The organism is Bacillus sp. FSL W7-1085 (genome assembly GCF_038595035.1).
In the GTDB taxonomy this organism is placed as follows: Bacteria; Bacillota; Bacilli; order Bacillales; family Bacillaceae; genus Bacillus; species Bacillus altitudinis.
The window spans coordinates 1,689,727-1,711,252 of the sequence record NZ_CP152000.1 but is presented as its reverse complement, the minus strand read 5'-3'; the positions used below and the strand labels follow the sequence as shown (position 1 = coordinate 1,711,252).

General features: G+C 39.8%; 27 protein-coding genes. 4 read left to right on the top strand and 23 right to left on the bottom strand.

What is annotated here, in order from left to right; genetic code table 11:
- Nucleotides 1–5: 5 nt before the first annotated feature.
- Nucleotides 6–479 (bottom strand): CarD family transcriptional regulator, encoded by a 474-nt coding sequence (locus MKY11_RS08675; protein ID WP_007499456.1) that lies wholly within the window; start codon nt 477–479, stop codon nt 6–8.
- Between the two features lie 590 nt (nt 480–1,069).
- Here MKY11_RS08675 and MKY11_RS08670 point away from each other — a divergent pair.
- Both MKY11_RS08670 and bslA read left to right on the top strand, forming a co-directional pair.
- Nucleotides 1,070–1,471 carry a hypothetical protein gene (locus MKY11_RS08670; RefSeq protein ID WP_024720391.1) on the top strand — a complete coding sequence of 134 codons (402 nt, stop codon included), beginning with the start codon at nt 1,070–1,072 and terminating at the stop codon, nt 1,469–1,471.
- A 125-nt stretch (nt 1,472–1,596) separates the two neighbouring features.
- A complete protein-coding gene (gene bslA, locus MKY11_RS08665) occupies nt 1,597–2,133 on the top strand; it encodes a biofilm surface layer hydrophobin BslA (RefSeq protein WP_024720390.1) in 537 nt (178 codons plus the stop codon).
- 145 nt (nt 2,134–2,278) lie between these two features.
- Here bslA and MKY11_RS08660 read toward each other — a convergent pair whose 3' ends face one another.
- A complete protein-coding gene (locus MKY11_RS08660; protein WP_167493203.1) occupies nt 2,279–2,449 on the bottom strand; it encodes a hypothetical protein in 171 nt (56 codons plus the stop codon).
- 416 nt (nt 2,450–2,865) lie between these two features.
- On the opposite strand from MKY11_RS08660, the gene MKY11_RS08655 reads away from it, so the two are divergent.
- Both MKY11_RS08655 and MKY11_RS08650 read left to right on the top strand, forming a co-directional pair.
- Nucleotides 2,866–3,018 carry a hypothetical protein gene (locus MKY11_RS08655; RefSeq protein WP_211042663.1) on the top strand — a complete coding sequence of 51 codons (153 nt, stop codon included), beginning with the start codon at nt 2,866–2,868 and terminating at the stop codon, nt 3,016–3,018.
- 22 nt (nt 3,019–3,040) lie between these two features.
- Nucleotides 3,041–3,232, top strand: a complete 192-nt coding sequence (locus tag MKY11_RS08650; protein WP_342502038.1) for a hypothetical protein — start codon at nt 3,041–3,043, stop codon at nt 3,230–3,232.
- A 153-nt stretch (nt 3,233–3,385) separates the two neighbouring features.
- On the opposite strand, the gene MKY11_RS08645 is transcribed toward MKY11_RS08650, so the two are convergent.
- From MKY11_RS08645 to MKY11_RS08545, 21 genes are all read right to left on the bottom strand, one after another.
- Nucleotides 3,386–4,519, bottom strand: a complete 1,134-nt coding sequence (locus MKY11_RS08645) for a Rap family tetratricopeptide repeat protein (protein ID WP_342502037.1) — start codon at nt 4,517–4,519, stop codon at nt 3,386–3,388.
- Nucleotides 4,520–4,628: 109 nt separating this feature from the next.
- On the bottom strand, nt 4,629–5,060 hold the full coding sequence (locus MKY11_RS08640) for a DUF1878 family protein (protein WP_159159670.1): 432 nt from the start codon (nt 5,058–5,060) through the stop codon (nt 4,629–4,631).
- 14 nt (nt 5,061–5,074) lie between these two features.
- The gene (locus MKY11_RS08635; protein ID WP_159159669.1) at nt 5,075–5,494 is read right to left on the bottom strand and encodes a hypothetical protein; all 420 of its coding nucleotides are present in this window, start codon (nt 5,492–5,494) and stop codon (nt 5,075–5,077) included.
- A gap of 291 nt (nt 5,495–5,785) precedes the next feature.
- Nucleotides 5,786–6,586: an N-acetylmuramoyl-L-alanine amidase gene (locus MKY11_RS08630; protein ID WP_342502036.1), complete on the bottom strand. Its 801-nt coding sequence runs from the start codon at nt 6,584–6,586 to the stop codon at nt 5,786–5,788.
- 60 nt (nt 6,587–6,646) lie between these two features.
- Nucleotides 6,647–6,910: a phage holin gene (locus MKY11_RS08625; protein WP_061418939.1), complete on the bottom strand. Its 264-nt coding sequence runs from the start codon at nt 6,908–6,910 to the stop codon at nt 6,647–6,649.
- Nucleotides 6,911–6,930: 20 nt separating this feature from the next.
- Nucleotides 6,931–7,143, bottom strand: a complete 213-nt coding sequence (locus MKY11_RS08620) for a BhlA/UviB family holin-like peptide (RefSeq protein ID WP_034324986.1) — start codon at nt 7,141–7,143, stop codon at nt 6,931–6,933.
- Nucleotides 7,144–7,176: 33 nt separating this feature from the next.
- Nucleotides 7,177–7,317 (bottom strand): XkdX family protein, encoded by a 141-nt coding sequence (locus MKY11_RS08615; protein ID WP_081105413.1) that lies wholly within the window; start codon nt 7,315–7,317, stop codon nt 7,177–7,179.
- The gene (locus MKY11_RS08610) at nt 7,314–7,595 is read right to left on the bottom strand and encodes a hypothetical protein (protein WP_061418936.1); all 282 of its coding nucleotides are present in this window, start codon (nt 7,593–7,595) and stop codon (nt 7,314–7,316) included. The genes MKY11_RS08615 and MKY11_RS08610 overlap by 4 nt, the downstream gene beginning before the upstream one ends.
- Before the next feature lie 13 nt (nt 7,596–7,608).
- Nucleotides 7,609–9,036 carry a BppU family phage baseplate upper protein gene (locus MKY11_RS08605; protein WP_342502035.1) on the bottom strand — a complete coding sequence of 476 codons (1,428 nt, stop codon included), beginning with the start codon at nt 9,034–9,036 and terminating at the stop codon, nt 7,609–7,611.
- Nucleotides 9,017–9,313 carry a hypothetical protein gene (locus MKY11_RS08600; RefSeq protein ID WP_286067405.1) on the bottom strand — a complete coding sequence of 99 codons (297 nt, stop codon included), beginning with the start codon at nt 9,311–9,313 and terminating at the stop codon, nt 9,017–9,019. The genes MKY11_RS08605 and MKY11_RS08600 overlap by 20 nt, the downstream gene beginning before the upstream one ends.
- Nucleotides 9,313–11,217 carry a right-handed parallel beta-helix repeat-containing protein gene (locus MKY11_RS08595; protein ID WP_342502034.1) on the bottom strand — a complete coding sequence of 635 codons (1,905 nt, stop codon included), beginning with the start codon at nt 11,215–11,217 and terminating at the stop codon, nt 9,313–9,315. Before MKY11_RS08595 ends, MKY11_RS08600 begins: the two co-directional genes overlap by 1 nt.
- A gap of 41 nt (nt 11,218–11,258) precedes the next feature.
- The gene (locus MKY11_RS08590; protein WP_342502033.1) at nt 11,259–13,160 is read right to left on the bottom strand and encodes a phage tail protein; all 1,902 of its coding nucleotides are present in this window, start codon (nt 13,158–13,160) and stop codon (nt 11,259–11,261) included.
- 8 nt (nt 13,161–13,168) lie between these two features.
- On the bottom strand, nt 13,169–13,996 hold the full coding sequence (locus MKY11_RS08585) for a phage tail domain-containing protein (protein WP_216942403.1): 828 nt from the start codon (nt 13,994–13,996) through the stop codon (nt 13,169–13,171).
- Nucleotides 13,993–17,655 (bottom strand): phage tail tape measure protein, encoded by a 3,663-nt coding sequence (locus tag MKY11_RS08580; protein ID WP_342502032.1) that lies wholly within the window; start codon nt 17,653–17,655, stop codon nt 13,993–13,995. Before MKY11_RS08580 ends, MKY11_RS08585 begins: the two co-directional genes overlap by 4 nt.
- Before the next feature lie 235 nt (nt 17,656–17,890).
- Nucleotides 17,891–18,211 (bottom strand): hypothetical protein, encoded by a 321-nt coding sequence (locus MKY11_RS08575; protein WP_133254352.1) that lies wholly within the window; start codon nt 18,209–18,211, stop codon nt 17,891–17,893.
- 77 nt (nt 18,212–18,288) lie between these two features.
- A complete protein-coding gene (locus MKY11_RS08570; RefSeq protein ID WP_268362592.1) occupies nt 18,289–18,897 on the bottom strand; it encodes a major tail protein in 609 nt (202 codons plus the stop codon).
- Between the two features lie 14 nt (nt 18,898–18,911).
- Nucleotides 18,912–19,304 (bottom strand): hypothetical protein, encoded by a 393-nt coding sequence (locus MKY11_RS08565; protein WP_342502031.1) that lies wholly within the window; start codon nt 19,302–19,304, stop codon nt 18,912–18,914.
- Nucleotides 19,301–19,684, bottom strand: a complete 384-nt coding sequence (locus MKY11_RS08560; RefSeq protein WP_342502030.1) for an HK97-gp10 family putative phage morphogenesis protein — start codon at nt 19,682–19,684, stop codon at nt 19,301–19,303. Before MKY11_RS08560 ends, MKY11_RS08565 begins: the two co-directional genes overlap by 4 nt.
- Nucleotides 19,684–20,016 (bottom strand): phage head closure protein, encoded by a 333-nt coding sequence (locus MKY11_RS08555; RefSeq protein ID WP_061418903.1) that lies wholly within the window; start codon nt 20,014–20,016, stop codon nt 19,684–19,686. Before MKY11_RS08555 ends, MKY11_RS08560 begins: the two co-directional genes overlap by 1 nt.
- Nucleotides 19,998–20,300 (bottom strand): head-tail connector protein, encoded by a 303-nt coding sequence (locus tag MKY11_RS08550; protein ID WP_211063501.1) that lies wholly within the window; start codon nt 20,298–20,300, stop codon nt 19,998–20,000. The genes MKY11_RS08555 and MKY11_RS08550 overlap by 19 nt, the downstream gene beginning before the upstream one ends.
- 12 nt (nt 20,301–20,312) lie before the next feature.
- Nucleotides 20,313–21,494: a phage major capsid protein gene (locus tag MKY11_RS08545; protein ID WP_113387283.1), complete on the bottom strand. Its 1,182-nt coding sequence runs from the start codon at nt 21,492–21,494 to the stop codon at nt 20,313–20,315.
- Between the last annotated feature and the right edge of the window lie 32 nt (nt 21,495–21,526).

The following is a 21,526-nucleotide window of genomic DNA, read 5'->3' as shown; positions in this document are numbered from 1 at the left end:
CAGCATTAAACTCTTAATTCATTCTCTAATGCTGTCAGCACTTCATCTTGCGACATGCCTTGTGCAAGTGAAATTTCGCTCACTAACATGCCCCGTGCATCTTCAAGCATCTTCTTTTCACTAGAATTTAAGGCTTTTTTCTGATTACGTCTCATCAGATCTTTGACAACGTCTGCGCCATCTTCAATCGAACCTGTTTTTAGCTTTTTCAGATTTTCATCATATCTTTGCTTCCAAGTAAGCGTGTCGTCGTTTGTTTCTTCTGCAAAATTGTTCATCACAACTTTCAGCGTAGCTTGATCAGCTACCGGACGTATACCTAGTTGATTGATTCTGCCTTTTGGGACCATCATCTGCATATTCGGCATTTGAATCAGAAAATATTCCTGCGTCTTACCTAAAATCTCTTTTTCTTCCATTCCTTCAATCACACCGGCTCCATGCATTGGATAAACAATTTTATCACCTATTTGAAACAAATCCGCCACCTCCGAAAGTATTCACAATATCATTATAACACATTTCAGCAGAGGATAAAAATTTATATTTTATCATGTTAATTTAGCACTAGTCAATTCTTTTTATTTGAGTTTTTAAAGAATTAGCCTTTTTTTACAAAAGGAGCGCCACCATCCAGTCCTCGTACACCTTTCTTGCATATACTAGCATTGAGTCACATTTAGGAGGGATGACAATGTGCAAATGCAAGAGCAAACATTCCCACTCAAAATGCTATAAAAAGCATGACGATCATCACCATATTGATCCGTGTGAAAAAAAGAAGTTTTATCATAAAAAAGATGATTGGTTTGAGAGCGATTTTTGGGATACGTCAAGAAGTTATGATCCCCATTATTTTCCTAAAAGTGTCTGCAGCAGATGTAAGAAGCGTCGCAGAAAAAGACATAGCTTCTCATTTTAGCGTTTGACGCTGCACCTGCTTTTTGTTTTCCCGGCTGAAAAGCCGGTTTTTTTGTTACATGTCGTTCTTTTCTTTCATATGGATAGGCTCATGAAACAGGTGCAGCTCATAAGATATGGCAACCTGAAAAAAAGGATGAGATACAAAATGAATAATATGAATAACCAAACCAACCATTACCATCAAGGAAATCCCTATCACACGTTTGAAAATGTGTATACAGCCAATCATGAGCATATGATTGCACCAAACATGCATGACCCTATGAATATGCCAAATCATTATCATACCGGTAAAAAAGATGCTTATAGCGGACACCATCCGCATCATCATTCAGCCTATTCCCCTTTTACGAAGCAGTATGAACCCTATTCAAACGTACAAATGAACGATCACCATCACTTCGGTCACTACGGCGGTTATGGTATGGCTCCCTACCATCCAAACGGCTATCATGATATGCATATGATGATGCCTGCAAATCATCATATGACAGGAAATGCTTACGGAATGAACCAACCAAATGCATTCCTACCCCGTTATTACTAAAAAACAAGCAAAATAAGGGTATAAAATACCATTTAATGACATATAGGAATATGGTAACCTTATAGGTAAATAATGGATGTAATCATCTATTATTTACCTATAATCAACCAAGGGGGAAGGAAGAAATGAAGAAAACATGGACAATGATTATGATGGGGATGCTTACATTGGTCATGGCACTCTCAGTACCGCTAGCCGCATCAGCTGAAGGGGCTAAAACAGAGGAAAGCAAAGCTTCAACGAATGCAAGGCCAGCTGCCCTTTATGCAAAAATCACAGGAGCAAGTAAACAAGAATGGTCTTTTTCTGACATTGACCTGACTTACCGTCCAAATTCTGTTCTAAGTATTGGTGCAGTTGAATTTACTTTACCAGCAGGTTTTCAAGCCACAACAAAGGATATTATCAATGGAAAAGCTTTAAAAGACAGTTACATTTTGAACAATGGAAAAACTGTCCGCATTCCAGCTCGTTTCGATTTATTCGGAAGTTCCCAATATACATTACAACTTTCTCATAAAGTACTTCCTGCTGCAGGTACATATACGTTCCGTGCAGAAAATCGTGCGATCAGCATCGGTTCCACATTTTATGCAGAGGATACGATTGATATTAATAAACGGCCAGTTGTCGTCACACCGCCAAATCCTTGCGGATGCTAAACAAAAAAGCGCTCTTAGAGCGCTTTTTCTCATTTATTACATCTCTTGCCACTGTGCTTACTGCATTTTATATAATTGTTACACCATATCTCATGATGGTCTGTCATCATTTAGTTGGCAAATCCATATATGGCGTTTTTTATTGTTATTTTTGCTCTTTTAGTTTTTTAAAAATCACAAATTGATATACGCCAAATAGTAAGGTTAGGATCATAATTGCGGTAAATAGTTGATCGACTGGAAGCAAAAAATATACGACAAAAAAAGATAAAAGCAAAACAAAGTAACCTATATTGAACGCTTTTTTAAATGTCATCATATTCCCTCCTTTTTACAATCATATCACGCTTCACCTAATCGTATAACCAAATAACAAAAACCCCTATCCATTTGAGGAAAGGGGTTATCCTTACAACATGACAGCGGATGTTTATCTTCACATCTCAACAACAGGAACCAAACTATCGGATTGAAAAATTAATTGGTGGGCAAACCGATTCACCCACCATCTCAAACCTAGCTACATCACCCGCTTAAACATCTTCTCCATTTCATATGTGGAATTATTTGTAGGAAATCACACAAGAACATAAGTTCTCTTGTTGTTGCGTTTCCTGCGTTTTATATTATTGTTACATCATACCACTTTATAGTTTGTCATCAATTAGTGGGCATTTAGTGGGCAAGCCCATATACACACTATATTAATGAAGAAAGTAGGAAGCATACCTCATGAAAATAAACAAAATAAGATCATTCCTTTATAAAACATCAAAATACCTGGGTGACGTCAATGCTGTTCAAAAGGGCACTATAGGAAAGCGTATCATGCGACGTGCTGCGGGTAAAGCATCCGGCAAGCTAATGAAAAAGATATTCAAATAAAATAGTTCACGGTGGTGATTTCATGAATGATCTTGAGAGAAAGCTATACAGGATCATCTATAATATGAGCAGGTTTCGCAAAAACCCCACAATTGAGGACTTAAAAATAAAAACAGGTAAAGACGAACAATCTATACGAAAAGCCGTTAAAAATCTTATTTCAAGAAATGAATTGACATGGGATAAGGAAAAGGAGGAATGGCGGTTCAAATAAAAAAAAGCCCCCGAAAAGGGCTTTTTTTAATGAAATTTATCATAACCGATACTTGATGTATGACCTCTTATTGCCTCATCATGATTTTGTGTAATTGCAAAATAACCGATAGTACCTAATGTTCCCACAATTATAATGCTTGCGATCAATGACTTAAATTTCATAAAGGCAATCGCTCCTTCTAATTAATCTTTGGAAATAAAGAATCTTCTCATAAAAATTCGACGCCTTGTCTTTATCTCCTACTTCGTTATATCTTCTAGCTGCATCTTTCGATAATTCTTCAAGAATTGCGTACATGCCTTTTTCGGTTAAATATTCGATATCGCTCAACACTTTATCATAATCATCTTTCACATAAAGAGCCTTATAGAATGTGAACACTTTAAGCATCACATCATCATTTAATTTTTCTGCCAATTCTATTCCCTGGTTTAGGGCATATATGCCAAGATCGTTGTCTTTTTCATGAAAATATGATCTTACAAGCATACTTAAAGGATCAAGTATTCTGTTGAAATGCTCATAACCTCGTTCTTTAAAAGCGTTGATTGAATCATTAAAATATTTAATTGCATCAGCTATTTCATCATTGTGGAAATAACTTAATCCCAAATTATACAACGCTGATCCTTCTAATCTTTTGGTGTCGCTTTTCGTTGCTTTTTCTAGGGCGTTTATAAAGTGTGGTGAAGCTTTTTCGGGGCAGCCCATATCTATATAGTTTAATCCTATGACAAAGAAACACTGAATTTGCCTAACAGTATAAGTATCTTTTTCTTTGTAACAATCTATTGCTTGAGCGATATGGTGCATAGACATGTGGTTTTGTTTCATGTGGTAATAGATTTCAGCCATCTTGTAATTAAACTCGGCACGTTCAATATCATCACTTACAAGAGATAGCTTTTTTTCTGCTCGTTTGTAGAAGGTAATTGCGTTGAGGTATTCATAGTTTTCAAATTCGTACATGCCGTAGAAAAAGTTAAAATAATAATCTAGCAAGCCTGTTAATTTCTCTTGATCCTTTTTTATTTTCATTGCTAGTTCTCTAAAGTTGGCACGCTCTTTCCCATTTTCCAATGGATTCAAATAATCCAACATTAATTTATGTCGGAACTCCATGAGTGAGAAATACAATAATAAATCTTGATTTTCTTCCATATCATCGAGCAAAGATTTTATTTCTTCTTTATATGCTTCGGCGTCAGGTACGTTAAATCTTTGAATATGGTAATACCATTCATTGATTTTCATACCGACATGAGAAGAAAGAACTTTCTCCATAAGACCCTACCCCTTCCTTGCTATTCCCTATAATGACATATATTATCATTTTCCGAATAATTCCACACCGAAAAGAAACCGCAAAAAGCAAACATAAAAAAGACCTCTCTTAATCAAGAGAGGCTTCTAATTCTTCAAGAAGAAATTCACATACTTTAGGTTGAATATGTTGTCTCTTCAAACTTAGTAAAAGGTACTTAGAATTAATGCTGTCAGAAAAGATTTTTTCTTTTAGTAATTCAAATTCCTTTATACTTGGTTTTTCATCTTTTATTAAGTCTTCCGGCAAGATTGAGAAATTCTCATATAATTGTTTATCTTCTTCGCTAACATGTTGATGATATTCATTTGAATTTTGATCAGTGTCATCCGTTAGTCTATGCGAAAATACATTTAACACTTTACAAATCATCTTTACTTGTTTTTCATCGAGATTGTGATCCAATGCATACATAAAAAAAGGATGCTCTTCATTTACCACCATTTTTTTCAAAAGGTAAACTTGGTACTTTAATAGCTCTAATTCTTTTTCAATAGACATTTAAACTCCACCTTTTAAATAACTTGCATAATCGCCCAAGCAATTGAACGAGCAGCGCTAATTGGTATATCTAACTGAAAATGCATAAAATCGATCATACTTTGCTCAATGTCTCTCGACAGTTTATCGAGTTTGTTTGCTATTGCTTTTGAATGTTTTTTAACCAATGCGCCATTCTTTGGACTTAGGTTGCTCAAAAGTTTACCTGTAAGGTCTCCACCGTATCTTAGCGCAAATACTAAAGCATCTTTCTTCCAACTTTTTGTGCTTGCTTTAGGTTCATTCATTTCAACAGCTGTTTGTAAGACAGTTCTTTGCAATTTAGTTTCTACATTTGTTGAAGTCTTTGTCTCTGCTGCAAAAGAAGTTACTGGTGACAAAATTGAAAATAAAGTTGTTAGTGCTAGTGTCCCTGCAATAATTTGTTTTTTCATTTTAAATTCTCCTCAAAAGCAGATGCATCCACAAGTGTTTTTTGGCCTAAAAAAACATTAGCAAATTTAGGGAATTTTTTATACATTTTTTATTAATTTTGAACACATTTAGTCTTTTATTCCTCATTTAGTTAACAGAAATCAGGAAATATTACTCTTTATGGTAAATGTTTTAAATATTTACTCCTCCTAGTGAAATTGAACTTAAACAAAAAAACCCCTATCCATTTAAGGACAGGGGTTTAATAGTTCCTACAATTCCATTTTCTATAGTCATATGTCTATAGATATTTATTTCAATGCCTTTTCTAACGCTGCTTTTGTCTTTGGTCCATAAATGCCGTCAGCATCAAGACCATGCATAAGCTGAAACCGCTTCACCGCATCCGCTGTTTTTGGTCCATAGTATCCATCTACACCGTTGTTTTTCGCTCCTTTGTCCGGGTAATAGTAAACCGCCGCTAGAGCTTGTTGTACAGCTTTTACGCCTGCCCCCTTTGTAAGAGGCTTTGTAACTTTTAAAATGCCTGTTGGCAAACCGTATGACTTTTTAGAAGGCTTGGAAGCTGCTGTTTTGAATGGTTCTGCTTTTGTTGGTTTAGCAGACGGCTTTTTACTTGTGTTAGCAACGGCGATCCCGGCTTGGAAGCTGTCCCAACGATTAAGCAGCTTGCGGGGACATTCTTTCCCGCTCCAATGCTTATGCGGCACAACGTTTGCTAATGGAATCCCTTGATCCTGCATTAACTGGCGAATTAACCATTGAGCATTTTCGACCGCCTTTTCAAAATTACCATCTGCATTTTCACAAATTTCGATGCCGATCGACTTCATATTGCCCGTTCCTCTGCCGTCTCCTGCGTGCCAACCATTTTCGTTTAACGGTAAATGCTGATAGATCACATTTTCGTCTACAGTGTAGTGCCAGCTCACCGCCGTGGATGAGCGTTTCACAAAATTAGCGTGACTTGCTGCGTCTGCGCCCTTTGACGTATTGGCTGTGTTATGAACTGTAATATATAAAGGCTTCATATAGTTGCCTGGTCGATTTTTATTCCCTTTTGAAATGAAGTCTTGAATGATTTTTACCATTGTTCATCTACTCCTTAAAATTGTTTTTTAGTATTTAAAAAAGCCGCCTGGGGCAGCTCTTTATTTTGTTAATCCTTTTTGTTGCAGCGCTTCTTTTTGGGCTTTCCCTCGACTTGTCACATAGTTGTTTTTGTACCATGCGACAAGGGTCGTTACTAACGTAAAGACCATTGAGAAGGCAAGATATAAAGTTTCTGTTAATGTGTTTACCTGGTCCTCACTGATCGGCAAAACAGGTTTGCCAAACATAATTAACGCCTGGTTGATTAGTGCAATAAAAAGAAGCACCGTGCGAACGACCGTGCCTTTGTCAAAGTTTTTCATATTAATTTCCTCTTTTCGTTTTATTTTTGGTTTCTTTCGATACGATCCAATTTCTCGATTACCACGTCATATTTCTCACTGAATTTTGCTAGTACGTCATTTTGTGCGTCAATTTGTTCGTTTAGCTTGTTCTCACGCTCTTTAGTTGTATTGAGGACATAAAACAACACCCAACAAAAAAGAACCGCAAACGGTCCTTGTGTCATCAAATACTGCGCCAAATCCATTTCCACCATACTCACCTACTCCCGCCATAAAAAATAAGCCTATACCTCGTACGGCTCACCTGTGATCTGCTCATATTGTTCGGGGGTGATTCTCCCCGCTGCTACTGTGTTATATACCATTTCTTTTGACCATAATTCACGATCATAAAAACCTTTGATTCTTTCAAACCAAATATTCATGATGCTTCACCTACCGCAAGCAAGTAATAAAGTTCGGCTATTTCTTTTTGCATGATCTCCATTTCTGACGGCTGCGGCTTTGGCTGCAAACTCTCTATATACTCTTTAGAAGCTGATTCAAACCACATCTTTTTCTTTGGATCAAATTTCGCTTTATATAGCCCTTCTTCCGGCGGCACGTCAGTATAACCACTCGGAATTTCTTCATCTTCTGTTATTTTCAAATCTCCCCCAATAACATAGATAAAATTCTCATCATATTGAAAAATAGGTATCATATAAAACGCCTCCTTAAACCTTAAATGAAAAGTTAACCACGATAAACTCGGTGTTACTTGAAGTTGTCTGAATACAAAAGCGCCCATCAGTTGCAATGTACTGGCGGCATATTTGTGGACCGCTTGCTCCGCCTGTGCTAGAGGCTAAACCAACGTTATATAAAGGTGTTGATGGTCTATACCCTTCATCTAACACAAATGCCGCCACGTCGCCTAGCGTTCCCCCTGCTATTGCTCCGGTAATGTGTACCCAGCCAAATGCATCCTTTGTGTAACGAACCCGATAATCATTATTGACTTCACTTTTATAGGTTTTCCAACCGTTCACAATGGTCGGATATTCCCATTTACTGTTTGCGTCAGTATCTGTTAGCATTCGTTTCCAACCTTTGAAAGAACCATCAGTATGAATTGTCCCAAACCAATGTGTATTATCAGCGCTACGGATGACATGAAAGTTTTTCCTAATACCTGTTGTAAATACATCAACGTTAAACCAAGATGTATCATTTGTGGTTGGCAGATTCGTAAAATATTGACCTGCGCCATAATAGAAACCGGGAGGTAACTCGAACAAATTAGTACCTCCGATTGTGGTTGGCACTGCTTGCCTAAAACCCGCATCAGTAGTCAATTTATACATCTGTGCTTTTTTGGATAACTCGTCTGTGTATGATTTTGCGTCACTCAAAGCTTTATTAGCTTTAGTTTGAGCGCCGGAAGTTGTTTCTTTTGCGTCCCACGCTTTTTGTTTATCTTCGGTCACATGTATTTTTTGATCTGTTGCATGATCGTCCGTATATTTTTTAGCTGCTGCAAGCGCTGCGTCTACTTTAGCTTTTGCGCCTTCTTTTGTTTCAAGCGCTTCAAGATCACCTAGTTTTTCTTTCAAGTGATCAAGCTGTTCTTGAAGCTCTTTCGTGATCTTATCAATGTTTCCTTGCATATCGTCAGTTCTCTTTTGAATGTCGGTTTCAAGTTCTGCCGCCATGCGTTCTATTTCGGTTTTCAGTGTTTGGAAATCATCAATATAAAATTCCGCTGCCGGGGCAATGTCCTGGTCAATTAAATTGTGTTGAATATCAAATATGAATTCATTTACTGACAAGGCTTGTCCGTTCCGATAATACAAATTCAAGGACGCTTGAACCTTGCCATATTGCTTGATCTCGTCATTATCTAGGACGTATTCGGCGATCCCTTCTACTTTATCAACAAGTGTGATATTCCGAATGTGCTTCGATCCATTTGCAAATTTTAGTACGAGTTTTCCGTCAACCGCTGACAACGGAAGTGGCACACCATCTTTACGCAATTTGAAAATTAGCTTTCCTGTGCCTATGTCCTGGGTTGAGAAAACAATTTTTGAATCGTACACGCTTTGATCATAGGCGTCAACCACGAAAGGCAGCATGCCATTTTTAAATAACTGATTGGTCATGTTCTACCACCTTTTCTTTTTCCTCTAGCTGCTGCACTTTTTCATTAAGTTCCTTGATGGTGTTTTTCATTTCTTCAATCTCGCTAGGGTTTGTTGTTTGCTCTACAGGAAAATCAATTTTTTGACCTTCTGCATCTTCCAAATAAACATTTTGGAAGTTTACACCCTCAAGACGAATTATTTTTTCCCCTTCGCTGTTGTAGCCCGTGATCGACTCATTTTTTGATAGAATGACAGAATCAACCTCTATTTTTTCATTTCCCATAACTAAAAACATCATGCCACATCCTTTGCATCTGTGATTGTGTCCGGTGCATTATCAACAATGCCGCCTATGGTCCAATCTCCCCGGCAAACATTTCCGTATCTAACAACTCTTTTCGCTGAATCAGTAATATAAATACCCGCCCTTGCTAGGTTACTAAGGGAAGATAACGACCTACATGTGTTTCCTGCAAGTAAAATGTCACGTGCGCCATTTGCGATCCGTATCGCTTCGTATTCACCATGCTTGTTGTAGCCTGCACCAGTGACTAAATTGCCTGTTATGGATGCAATTAAAACGCCCGATTGCTCAATACCATAGCGTCCAGGGCGACGGATATTATTTCCGTTAATGACTAATAGAGTAGACTCTCCAAACGCTGCGATTCCATCACGACCGATAAAGCTGATCTGATTATCTCCTACGTTGACACCTACACAATCATTCATTCTAATACCGTCACCGGAAGTATTAGATAATTGGTTGGCAACAACGACGCCATTTCTAACAGAATCTAATCTAATTGCCGCTTGATTCGGTCCATCTACTCCGTCGATAATATTTCCAACAATATTCACGTTTCTTACAAAACCATCTTCACCGATCCCACGTACATAAATCCCTTCATTGGCACGTGTTTTCAAAATGGTGTTATTGGAAATAACCACATGATAGAACTTTTGTGATTTTGAAAGCTGTTCAAATTTATCGTTCTTTGTATGTGCGGGGTTGGTTGGATCAATGGCGCTTACAGTAATGCCAAAACGACAATTACGAAGCGTATTCTCGGTGATAGTTGTATTCAACCAGTTATATCCACGCACTGCCCATCCATCAATATCATCAAACGTACAATTGCGAACCGTAATATTTTCGTGCCAATAATCAATTGTGGACGAATGAGAACCGACGCCTCTTGTCCATGCTTGCGTACCAGCTGTGCCGGATGCCCCAAAATAACAATTATCAATTAAACCATCTTTACAGACAGTAAAATCATAAGCACCAAAAGCGCCGAATACTTCTTTTCTTTGTGCTAAATCTATTTGAATTGCCTCGGAGAAGTACCTTGTTCCATCAGGATCAACAAACCCGATAAATTTTGAATCAACAATTTTGAAATGACGACATGCGTTAAATTCCACAGCGTGGTAACTTTGCACGTCTTTAAACGTCGCTTCTTTAATCAAAATATTACTGGCGTGTCCGAATGAAAAACAGTTACTTCGCATTGAAATTTTTGTTCCTCGGCAATCCCATAAGCCGCCTTCAATTACAATATTTCCGTTTCCGTTGTAAGCATAGTATTCAGTCGATCCATCACCATTTGTCATCATATATCTACCATAATAATTTAAAAGGGTCGCACCTCTTGCACTTACTAACGTATTTCCCCAATTGATCAATGGCGCACCTAATTTATAAGTGCCTGGGGGAATATATACCCTTACGCTTTTACCGCCTTTCGCACGATCAAGTGCAGCTTGTATACTTGGGGCAGAATCCTTTTTCCCTGTCGGATCAGCTCCAAGTAAAATAACATTTAAATCCGGCAAAAAATCAAAGCGTTTATACACTTGATCAAAGTCATATTCAAGCCGATCATTCAAAGTCGGGTGAATGGTCGCATCAAGTGAAACCCTTCCGTCCACAACCTCTTTTATATCGTTGCCGTCATGATTGACGATTAGATTAACAAGTCGTGACCAATAACTATTGAGCCAATGTGCGACGCTTTTCCCTCTGTGGATGATGCTTGACGCTTCGTGGGCTTTATCGCTTGCTTTATGTTCTTTGATTTCTATGTCCAGTTGATTCAAAGCGTTTTCCGTGGACCTTGCGTTTTGCGATAGGTTATCTTCAAACTCTGCATTCTTGCCAATTTTAAAGACTTTCAATAAATTAAACCTTCCCATTCTATCAGCTCCTTCCATAAAAAATAGCCAACGGTTTCCCGTCAGCTATCTAAGTAAAATGAAATATTAATTTGTGCGCCGTTTGGTAAATCGGCAGCCGTTGGGCTGATCCTTTGACCACCTTTAGCAAGCATAATATTCATGCCGCTTGGGTTGGTAGTATCAACGGTTGCGCCTGCCGTAATCCCCTTTAGACTTAAATCAAAATCAACTCCCGCCCTGGGACTTTTCGGTTTTATGTCAATTCCTATATCAATATCAATGGTATTCCCTATCTCGTCAATTTCCGCACCGTCAACGCTGCTATCATCAATTGACCAGGTTTTCGTAATACTTGAATATGACAAACTCAAATCCTGGGAAACCTTCATATTGATATTATTCAATTGGCTTTGCGTGCTGCTTGCTATGCTCTTTTGTGCCTCAAGCATTTCTGCTATTTCTTTTTTGATTAAATTCCGCTGCTTTTTCATTGCGACGGTCTGCTCTAGTTGATAGTCAATAATATCTTTACGATAGTTCGTCAGCGTGACAGACGGCTTTAAGTCCAAATTAAGAGGGTTGTATTTGATCTCCTGTACCCTTACCTCTCCTTCAAACAGGATGCCGTAAGCTGTATCGGCAATGACTGGAATAATAGCTCCTTTGGAAATATTGTCCTCAATCGCTTCGAGCTTCGGATCATACACTTTTTCAAAATCCAATTCTATTGTTAATTTTGGATAAGGATCAATTTTCCCTTTCAGAAGTTTTTCCATGTCTTCTTTTTTTGAAATGGAATCCTCGTAAATTGTTTCTGCTACTCTAGGGCGACCATCTACAAGAAAAAGTTTTTCGTCGGGGTGAATGTATGTCACAGGTGGGAACATATACTTTTCATCATTTTTAAAGGTCCGATAAAGACCAATAAAATTCCCGTTAGGCACGCTCACCCGGAAACCCGTTTTCATTTTTTTCGTGTTCGGGTTTTTGCTGTCCTTTCCCTTAAACGTTGCAACGACCGTATGCTCTTTATCCTCAAGACCTCGGATCACGTCAACCGTTTCAACCACATGACTTTCTTTGCCCGTGTCTTTGTACGTGCTGAATGTTTTGTTTGTCTTTTTATCAATGTTGAACGTGATTTTCCCGCCTAATTTCTCTTTGATCAGTTTCACGCTGAAGCCTGTTCCTTTAAATTTAAAAGAGAACGTTTGTCCAACATCCTCCGCATACATGGCGTTTAAATCACTGTTTGTTTTCCATTTCCCCGATTTACTATCATAGCCTTTAGTTTCCTCGCTTGCTGTGTCCTTTTCTTCTTTTACCTTGCCATAACCTTTTATTCTTGTGTAAGACTCGGACAGGCTGCTTTTGACACTGATCGTATTCATATTCGCCCTGGTATCTAATTTATAATTGATCCGCTTTTTGATTTCTTTATACACGTAAATATGATCGTTGTTTACATCAAGTTCAACAACAAAAGCCGATATAAGATCGTTCATCAGCTCTAACGACTTTTTCTTGCCGAATCCTTCTAGTTTGGCTTTCAATCCTTTAGCATCCGGCATGATGGTAAAGGAAAGACCGCTTCCTTTTAAAGCGTGTTTAAGTGCTGTGTCTATATCTATTTCTCCGTTAATTTCTTCATCCACCTGGTTATATGTCAGACGAACAATATACATATGATCAGCCACCACATTTCGGAATGACACGCCGTTTTCTGTGCGCTTTTCATCCTCGACAATAATGTATCGCTGCGCTTTATGCTCGATCTCATCTATAAGCAAAATGTTGTCATTTACAAGCATATCGAAAGCCAGTTCAGTCTCGGGTATTTGCAAACATTGAAATGACAATTGCTTTGTGCCGTCTAATTTATCCGAGACTTCGGGTTCTACATGTTCCAAAGGTATTTTATTTGTTGGATCGTGCTTTGACTGTACAAATAATTGATTCATCATGTCACCTACTTATAGTAAAAGCGCAAGACAAACCGCATATCAATACTGGATGCGCCTTCGATCTCAAATGGATTAAAGCCAGGGCGCAAACTCGGAAAGCGACCGGACGTATCCGCCATTTTCCCATCAATCATGACATATTGTCTTGTGACAATAATTTTTTGCTTTTTTGAAACTGATCCCTTTATCGTTAACGCCTCTTTCGTAGCATCATTGCGTATCTTCACGTCCTTACCTGTTAAATACAGGGTGACGCTATAATCAAAGTCAATCGGATCAATTGTCACATCAGAAGCGTTATAGACTTTAAACGTCTTGGACGTAAAGCTATATTTGAGATTGTCTTGACTCGGCAAATTCATGCCGATATGAAAATTTTCACCGCTCAAATTCAAAGGCTTTTCAGTATTAAAGACGGTTTCGCCAAGCCCAAGCCCTGCGGTGAATTCCACATCAACTTCTTTATAATTTTTTCCGTCATCTTTTTCGATTTCTATTTCATCATCACACGTCACCAGGTAACGTATACCAGGTGAAAAAGAACAACTAATGTAATAGGGTTCTTCTCTTACTAGCTCCCTGGTGAGCGCTGCCCTGTATCTATTAAATTGATCCGTGCTTTTTGCTTTAATATAAAATCGTGCTTTGATCTTTCTTTCTTTAAAACGGACTTTTTTCGACGTTTGTTTTAATCCTGGTCTATTTGCCACTACTGCCGTTTGACGTTCGATAGAAGCCGACACAGGCGTAAATTTTACGCAACGTAAAAAGGGAAGGCGCTTGCTGATCAATTGAAGCCCTTCCCCGTAATCCGTATAAAATTCATAGCTCAAGTCGCAAACCCTCCCCTACGCTGCCTATTTTTGAGTAAATCCATATTGTACTTGTTTAGTCCCTCAACATTAATCGTGGTGTCTTTCATGGCGATCTGTGTCAACAAGCCGATCATTTGATCAAACTTGTTTTCTAGCTGCTTAATAGCCTCGGCACTATCATTTTGAACAATCACATTTGTTGATCCTTGCCCTGGCTGCTCGGGCTGATAGCCAACCATTCGATTAGCTTGAGCAAGCACCTGCATAGCTCTGTTTCTTCTGAATTGCCTTAAAGGTAAAATCATTTCCCCTTTGTGGACCTCTGCCGTATGATTTCGGGTAATGATACCGCCTTTATCATAGCCAATGTACTTGCCGCCTTTTCTCATGTTGACTAAACCAGGATGCTTGTTAATTCCGCCATACCGACTATTCAAATAGTTGATAGCCGCAAGAACCTGGTGTACAGGATTTTTGATATTTCCGTAACCCGGCTCTTTGTTTGCTGCAAATGTGCTTGGTATAAATTGCATAAGCCCCTGGGACGGATGCCCCGCTTTTGCGTTGCTGTCCCAATTGTTTACAACTGTAGGATTTCCGCCCGATTCTTTCATGGCGATCGTTTCAAGCGCCTTTGAAAAAGAAGGGGAAATACCTTTAATTGCAATAGCTTGAGCAACCCACTTTTTGACGGCTGCGCTGCCTCCCTCACCAGGAACAAAATCAAAGTCTTTGATCTTGTTTTTAATAAAGGAAACCGCTTTGTCCTTTATAAAAGAAAAGCTGCCTTTAACGATCTGACCAAAGCCCCCTGCCATGCTCGGGGTCGTGATCCCCATTTTTTGAAGTAATGTATTCAGTAGCTTGCTAGGCTTTGTAATGAAGTCAGACACATCAAGTACCAGGTCTTTCACTTTACCGAAAAGACTAGAAATGAAATTGCCGCCCTTGCCTGTACCATCTTTGTAAAATGGCACGTCATCAAACAATGCTTTCGTTTTAGGTCCTGATAATACTTCCGTGCCTTTTGGCAGGTTCATCATTGTGTCAGTTGAAGGAGACAGCCCCATTTGACCGCTAGGCGTGATAAATAGTTCTTGCATTCCTCCGTCGCCTAGAATGGCGGGTCCCCCTGGGTGTCCGCCTGTCCCTTTTGCGTATTTTGGCGGTGTCCATTCCGGTATTTGATTTTCTTTCGGAACGCCCACTTTACCAAGAACCCAGTTAACGCCACCTATTACGCCATTCACAACAAAGGAAAGTTTGTCATTCATTTTATTTGCTAATGCCTTGACGCCTTTTAGCGCCTCCCATGCCATGTTTTTAATTCCATTACCGATTTTACCCGGCAATTTTTTGGCTGCGTCTACAATGTCCCAAAAACGTTTGACCATGCCGTCCTTCATGCTTGTCGCAATAGAAACGGCTTTGTCTTTTAGCCAAGTGACCATTTTCCCGGTGTTTGCAGCTCCATTTTTAAAGAAACCGACAATGCTAGACCACATTTTCGGGAAGATGCCTAAAAGCCCTTTTCCTAGTGATTTCGCAATCCCGAGAATCTTTCCGAAAAAGGAAAGTTGAACAAAATTCCATATCGAAGTAATCGAGCCGAAAAACACATCTTTAATGCCTTCCCACATCTTGCCGAAGTCTCCCGTTAGCAAACCCGAGAAGAATTTTATGACGCCTTGTATCACTTGCATTGCGCCCATGACAACCCCTTTAATGTTGCCCCAAACGCTTTTGATAATGGCAATAATTGCGGGCATGACAAATTGAACAACGGACCATATATTTTGTAAGGCTTGTGTAATGACGCCGCCGTTTTCTTCCCAAAATGTTCCCCACACTGCGGCAAGCTGTCCGATAAATGACAAGATTCCGCCCAGGGCTTGTTTTACAATCGGCGCCATTGTAACAAATACATTCATCAATATGCCGCCTATTGCCTGGAAAGTCGGCTGCATACTCTTAAATGAATTTTTAATAGTATCTATTACGCCTTTCACTGTATCAGTGGTGCTGACAATCATATCAACCACGCCAGGCGGGAAAAGCTGCGATAATATGCCGTACCCTTCTAAGCGTTCAGCGCTTCCCTCACCTTGCAATATGCCCCAAATACCCGCCATTGCCTGTTTTACTGTATTGCCAGCGCTGGACATTTGTTTCATGATCGGATCAGCAATATTAAATGCCTTCTCAAGAAATGTAGCCGCTGCGCCTCCTATTGGCTCTAATGCTGACAGTGCTTGACGCCCGATCTTTTTAAAGCGTGTGCCTAAATTGTCTTGCAACGCCGCCCCTGCTTCGTCAGCTTTGCCCTTTACGTCACCGATTTTCCCATCAATGCCGCCCAGGGCATACATGGCGTCAGCCTCTAAGTCCTCCCATTTTGTCCCGAAAAGAGCCACGCCGATATTGTTAGCGTCCACCTGGTCTTTCATGCCTTTCAACTCTTTTAAAACGGCATTTGAAACATCTTTAACAGTTCCTTTACCTTTCAAGAAATTTTCCCATATCTTTTGAGTTGGTTTGGACAAATCCATCATGGCCGCATTGGTAGATTTTGAACCGTCTTTGACTCGAATTTGAAACTCTTTCATAACGTCGTTGACGTAATCCAGGTTATATACGCCAGCTTTTGTTCCATTGACGAGTAATTGAAAATATTCTTGTGCTGAATAACCCATTTTCCCGAATAACGTTGAATACTCGGACAGGTTATCGAACATTTCGTTTGAAAAATTCAATCCGTTTTGCGCTCCATATGTCATGAGATCGAACGCATCACTCACAGACACGCCAAAACCTTTCATAATGTTGTTTCCTGCTCTCGCAACTTCGTTTACCTCGGAATCAAAAGCATCAGCAAGAACCAGGGCTTTTTTGGTTACGTCAGTAAGGTCCTTGTCTGCAATACTTCGGATATTTTGTTTAATTTGAAACAGACCATTCCTGGCATCATCCAAATTCTCTCCGAAGCCTTGTGACCACACGTCTTTTGCTATTCCTGTGAGCTTTTTGGCTTCATCACCCGTCAAACCTAGCTGCGCTCTTAAACGCCCTTGTGACGCTTGTATATCAGCCGTCATTTTTGCACCAAGCGTGCCAACGGCTGCCGTTAATGCTCCAATGGCTGCCGTACCCGCCACCGCTGCCGTAGCAAATCCGCCCTTTAAAATGCTTGAGAGTTTGGAAACCTCTTTACCCGCTGCCGTTACATCATTAGATACATTTTGATGACTGGCCGCTAAATCTTCGGCGCTGTTTGCTGCTTCTGATTCGGCACGCTCAAGCCGCTCCACTTGACTTTGTGCAAGTCTTAAAGCGTTTTGCATATTGCGGTAACTTGTTATTTGAGAGTTTAAGCGTTGTGCGTATTTCTGCGCCTGGGTTGATCCCTCGCCGTATTGCTCCACTTGCTTTTCATATGCTTGTCTATAGGAATCTACAATTCTTTCTTGAATCTTCAATTGATCCGACAAACCCGACACCTTACTTTTACTTTCGCCGAGCTTGTCATCTAATGCTTTAAATTCGGCTGCGGTTGCTTTGGTTGCGGACTGTGCCGTTTTAAGCTGCTGCCTCAAGGCTGTGACGCCTTTGTCAAACCCTGTACTATCTAACGTCGTATTAACGACTAATGAACCTATCGGACGCCCTTCCGTAGCCATATGGTTTACCTCCTTTCCTTAAAAATTCAAAAATAAAAGAAGGCTCAAAAGCCTCCTGGTTTTAAAATCTGATCTATTGGAACGCTGCCCGTGCTTTGTCCTTTTCGATTCGCGAGACGTAAAAATCCGTTCAAGTCCATGTTGTCTATCTCATGATATTTGTACCCTTCTTTCATCAAATCTTCGTAAATATCATCTAATGAATCTAGGTAATCTTGCCACGTTTCTAAATACTCTATTTCTGTGCTTTCACCGCTTTCTTTTTCAAGCCGTCGTTTCCCTTTTTCTGTCCTGTCACTTGCAGGATGACATCAGCAATGGTTTGAAATGTTTCGTCAGACGGGATGTTGTCTAAAAAATCATCATATGAAAACTGTTGCCCGAATACGTCCACAACATAGGCAATCATTTCATCTAGCATTGTTGTTGCGTCTAAATTTTCTTGTTCACCTTGAGCTTGCAATTCAAGCGCACGTCTTAATTGACGAGCTGACGGCATATCCTTTGTGTACGTTTTTTCTTCTTTTGTTTGTGCATCAATCATTGTTAATTTCAACATATTAAACACCTCGTATATTTTTTAATGAATCCAGTTTAACCAGGTAAAATAAATTACCTGGCTATCAGAAAACACTATTTTTTTGTTGTGGTGCTTGATGGCGCTTCCGCTGTTCCATTGTCACCATCAGTGCTAGGGGCGATCCCTTTAAAGACAAAATCATAAAATCCCTTTTCGGTGAATCCAGGGCTTGCGCTGTGCGCCATGATATACGTCCAACCATCAAATTTCCGGGGCATGAATTGTCCTTCAATAGTTGGCGTAATAAATTCGACTTTATCCTCTTTTGTTTTACCTTCATTAGACGGAATACCGAATTTACCTCGCAAAAGCCCAACATACCAAAAACCACCCTTTGTTTTCTGCCGGAACGTGATAGCAACGAAAGGCGGGTCAGTATCTTTTCCGTATGCCTCAAGCCAGCCGCCAATTAATTCAGCGCCTAGCAATTTATTTTTCATTTCTGTTGTAAGGTCAGCCACATTTATTTCTAGCTTTGCTTCACCAACTCCCGAGCCTTCTTGATCAAATACCCCATCATCCCCGTAAAGAACGGCAATTTCCGAGCTTGGTTCTAATTTTGATTCAATTGCCCCAGGTACTTTTATTACTTCGGTTGCTTCTTTGGCGGCGTCATCCTCAAAAACGCCGACTTGAATATCTCTCAATCCTGTTGTAGCCATTTATTTCATCCTCTCTATGAAAAATTGATTTCTATTTCTTTATTTGCTCTGTACCGCCTTGCATATCTGTACAGTTGTATATCCGGGTCTTTATCAAATGCGGAAGCGTATTGCTGATAGTCAGCCGAAGCCATCAAACGATCAATAATCGGTTGTATTTCTTGTGCTTCCTTAATTGTCCCGGTCCATAAATCTATTTGTATATCAACGCTAATGCCTGTCGCTTGATCATCCTCATACGCATTACGATAGCTTTCAAGCTCATTAATGCGGATCATTGGGGCTTGATCTACCTTTTGATCTAACTCCGGCACGTCCACAAGAAAGACTTTCTCATCCGGCACGTAGCTTGTCAGATCGGCTGATACTGTCAAAATCATTTCTACTTCTTGAATTGGCAGCATCATAGCCCGAGCAACCCCCTATAAACACTTTGCATTTTCGATAAAACGAGTTGTTCATACTCGTTGATCGTGCGCTCTATGAAACTTTGCGGGCGCTGCTTGATCGTTCCGAAGTTAGTAAAATGCAGCCTATAAGCCGTTTCCTTACCATAGCCAACGGTTGAATATATTTCCCCGTCCTCTCTTGGTTTGGAATAGAAAACATCTGATTTTAAATGCTTCTTGTTGCCGCTATCGCTATCAAATGGCGTGTTCTTTTCCAAGCCATCCGCCATCATCTTTGCTCCTGCAAGAACGGCAGCCTTTTCCGCTTTTACATTTTGACGAGCCATCTTTTCAATGGCTTTATATGTTTCTTCTAAACCAGTAGCTTCAAGCGCCATCAACTCACCTTCTTTACAAAGACATTGATCAAGTCTTTGTCCTGCTCGTTCGGCAGAATATCAATGACTTGATAAAGCTCGTTGGTCAAGTGGTCCTGTACGTGCATAGCGTTGGAAATGGTTGATACTTGTTGATAGCGAATAACAAACGTCAAACTATCCTCTAGAACCGTGCCGGCCGTTGATAACTTTTCTCTTAATTTTTGATCTCGCCGTTCCGCCCAGGTGGTGAAAAGTCTTTCTAGTGTGGTCGTGTTTTCCCTGGATATAGGGTCTTTTGTATTTTCCTTTTTCACAAAAGAGATCGGCGTATTTAATCGTCCGTAGTCCATGAGGGGTATTCTCCTTTGAATTGTTGAATGTAAGACATAACGCCGAATGGCACTTCTTGCAAATTCTTGTTTGAGACCGCTGATCGGTTTTCATATCTATGTCCACAAAGCATCATGACCGCATCATCAAAACAAGGGTTGTCATTAAAAAAAGCGTCCCTCTCTTTCGATAAGGTGACGCTATCTTTTATAAATTTTTCAGCAGCCGCTTTTATCGTTTCTAGCATTTTGTCATCCAGGTCATGAGTGATCCTTAAAGCGTGTTTTAATTCTTCAAGGGTCATATTTCTTCACTCCTATTCTGTAGCGCCTGTTTCAACTGGCGGCTTGATTGTTACATAAAAGCCTGCATTCTTGTCCGCTTGCTTTACGTCGAAACGAATAGCAAGGGAAAGGACTTGACCATACACCGCATTTTCAACCCACTTCGCAACAACGTCTACACGATTAGCAAAGAAGGCAGCTCGTTTTAAGTCACCGATAAACATGTTCATATCACCGGCTTTTTTGCCGAGTAATGTATCATCAACAACTTTGATCGGGCTTCCGAAAAGCGTTTTGCCGGATGGTGAAGAAATGTTACTTTGCAAGATGTATTGACCGTTTTTGTCTTTTAGCGTGTCTAGGAATTGAAATGCGGATGACGTCGAAAGAACATTACGGGCATAGGCTTGCTTTAAATCAACATTTAAAATCTTTTTAATGTCGTCCGTTCCTGTAACTGTTTTAGCTGTAAACGTTTTTAAGACACCCGCAATTTTTGTATTTCTTGTGTTTCGTTTGACCTGTTGCAAATGATCCGCTACAAGTGCCGTTAAATCAACGCCGGAATCATCAATTGATTCTTGAGAGATAGCCAATTGACCACGATACGTTTCAACTTTCCAATCAATTTTATTGAATTTTGGGTTTGCTAACTCTGGATTTTTCTCAAGTTCCGCAACCGACACAAGTTCGGTTTCTGTGTTTTCTAAAACTGGATATGAGCCGGATGGTGCTGTCACATTGACTTTATTCACAAATTCAACTAAGTCAACAATATCTTCCGGCGTTTTCTGCGGTGTCGTAATAACCTCAATCGGGATAATTGCCGCCGCTCCTTCTGTTGTCAAACCGTCCCGGACTTCACCTCTAGTACGCAAAAACGTTTCAAAGCTGCGGCGTTGTTCTTCGATTCCTTTATCCAGGCGCACTTGAGGCGTACCTAATGGAAATGATCTTTCTTCGCCTGTTTTTCCTCCACGTGCTCCCTCTGTGATTTCCTCCGCTTCCATTCCTGCCAATTCTTCTAATTCTTTTAGCTTTTCTGTCATTGTCTCAATCTCTGCTTTTAAAGAAGTGATTTCATCTTTAATCGTTTTTGCTTCTTCTAGCTTGTCTTCTTCCGCTCTTTGATGAGCTTCTTTGATTTTTGTATTAATAGCCGTTTGTCTCTTTGTGATCTCTGAACGTAATTCCTGGATTTTCTCTTTTAACATGTGTACATGCTCCTTTTCCAAATAAAATAAGC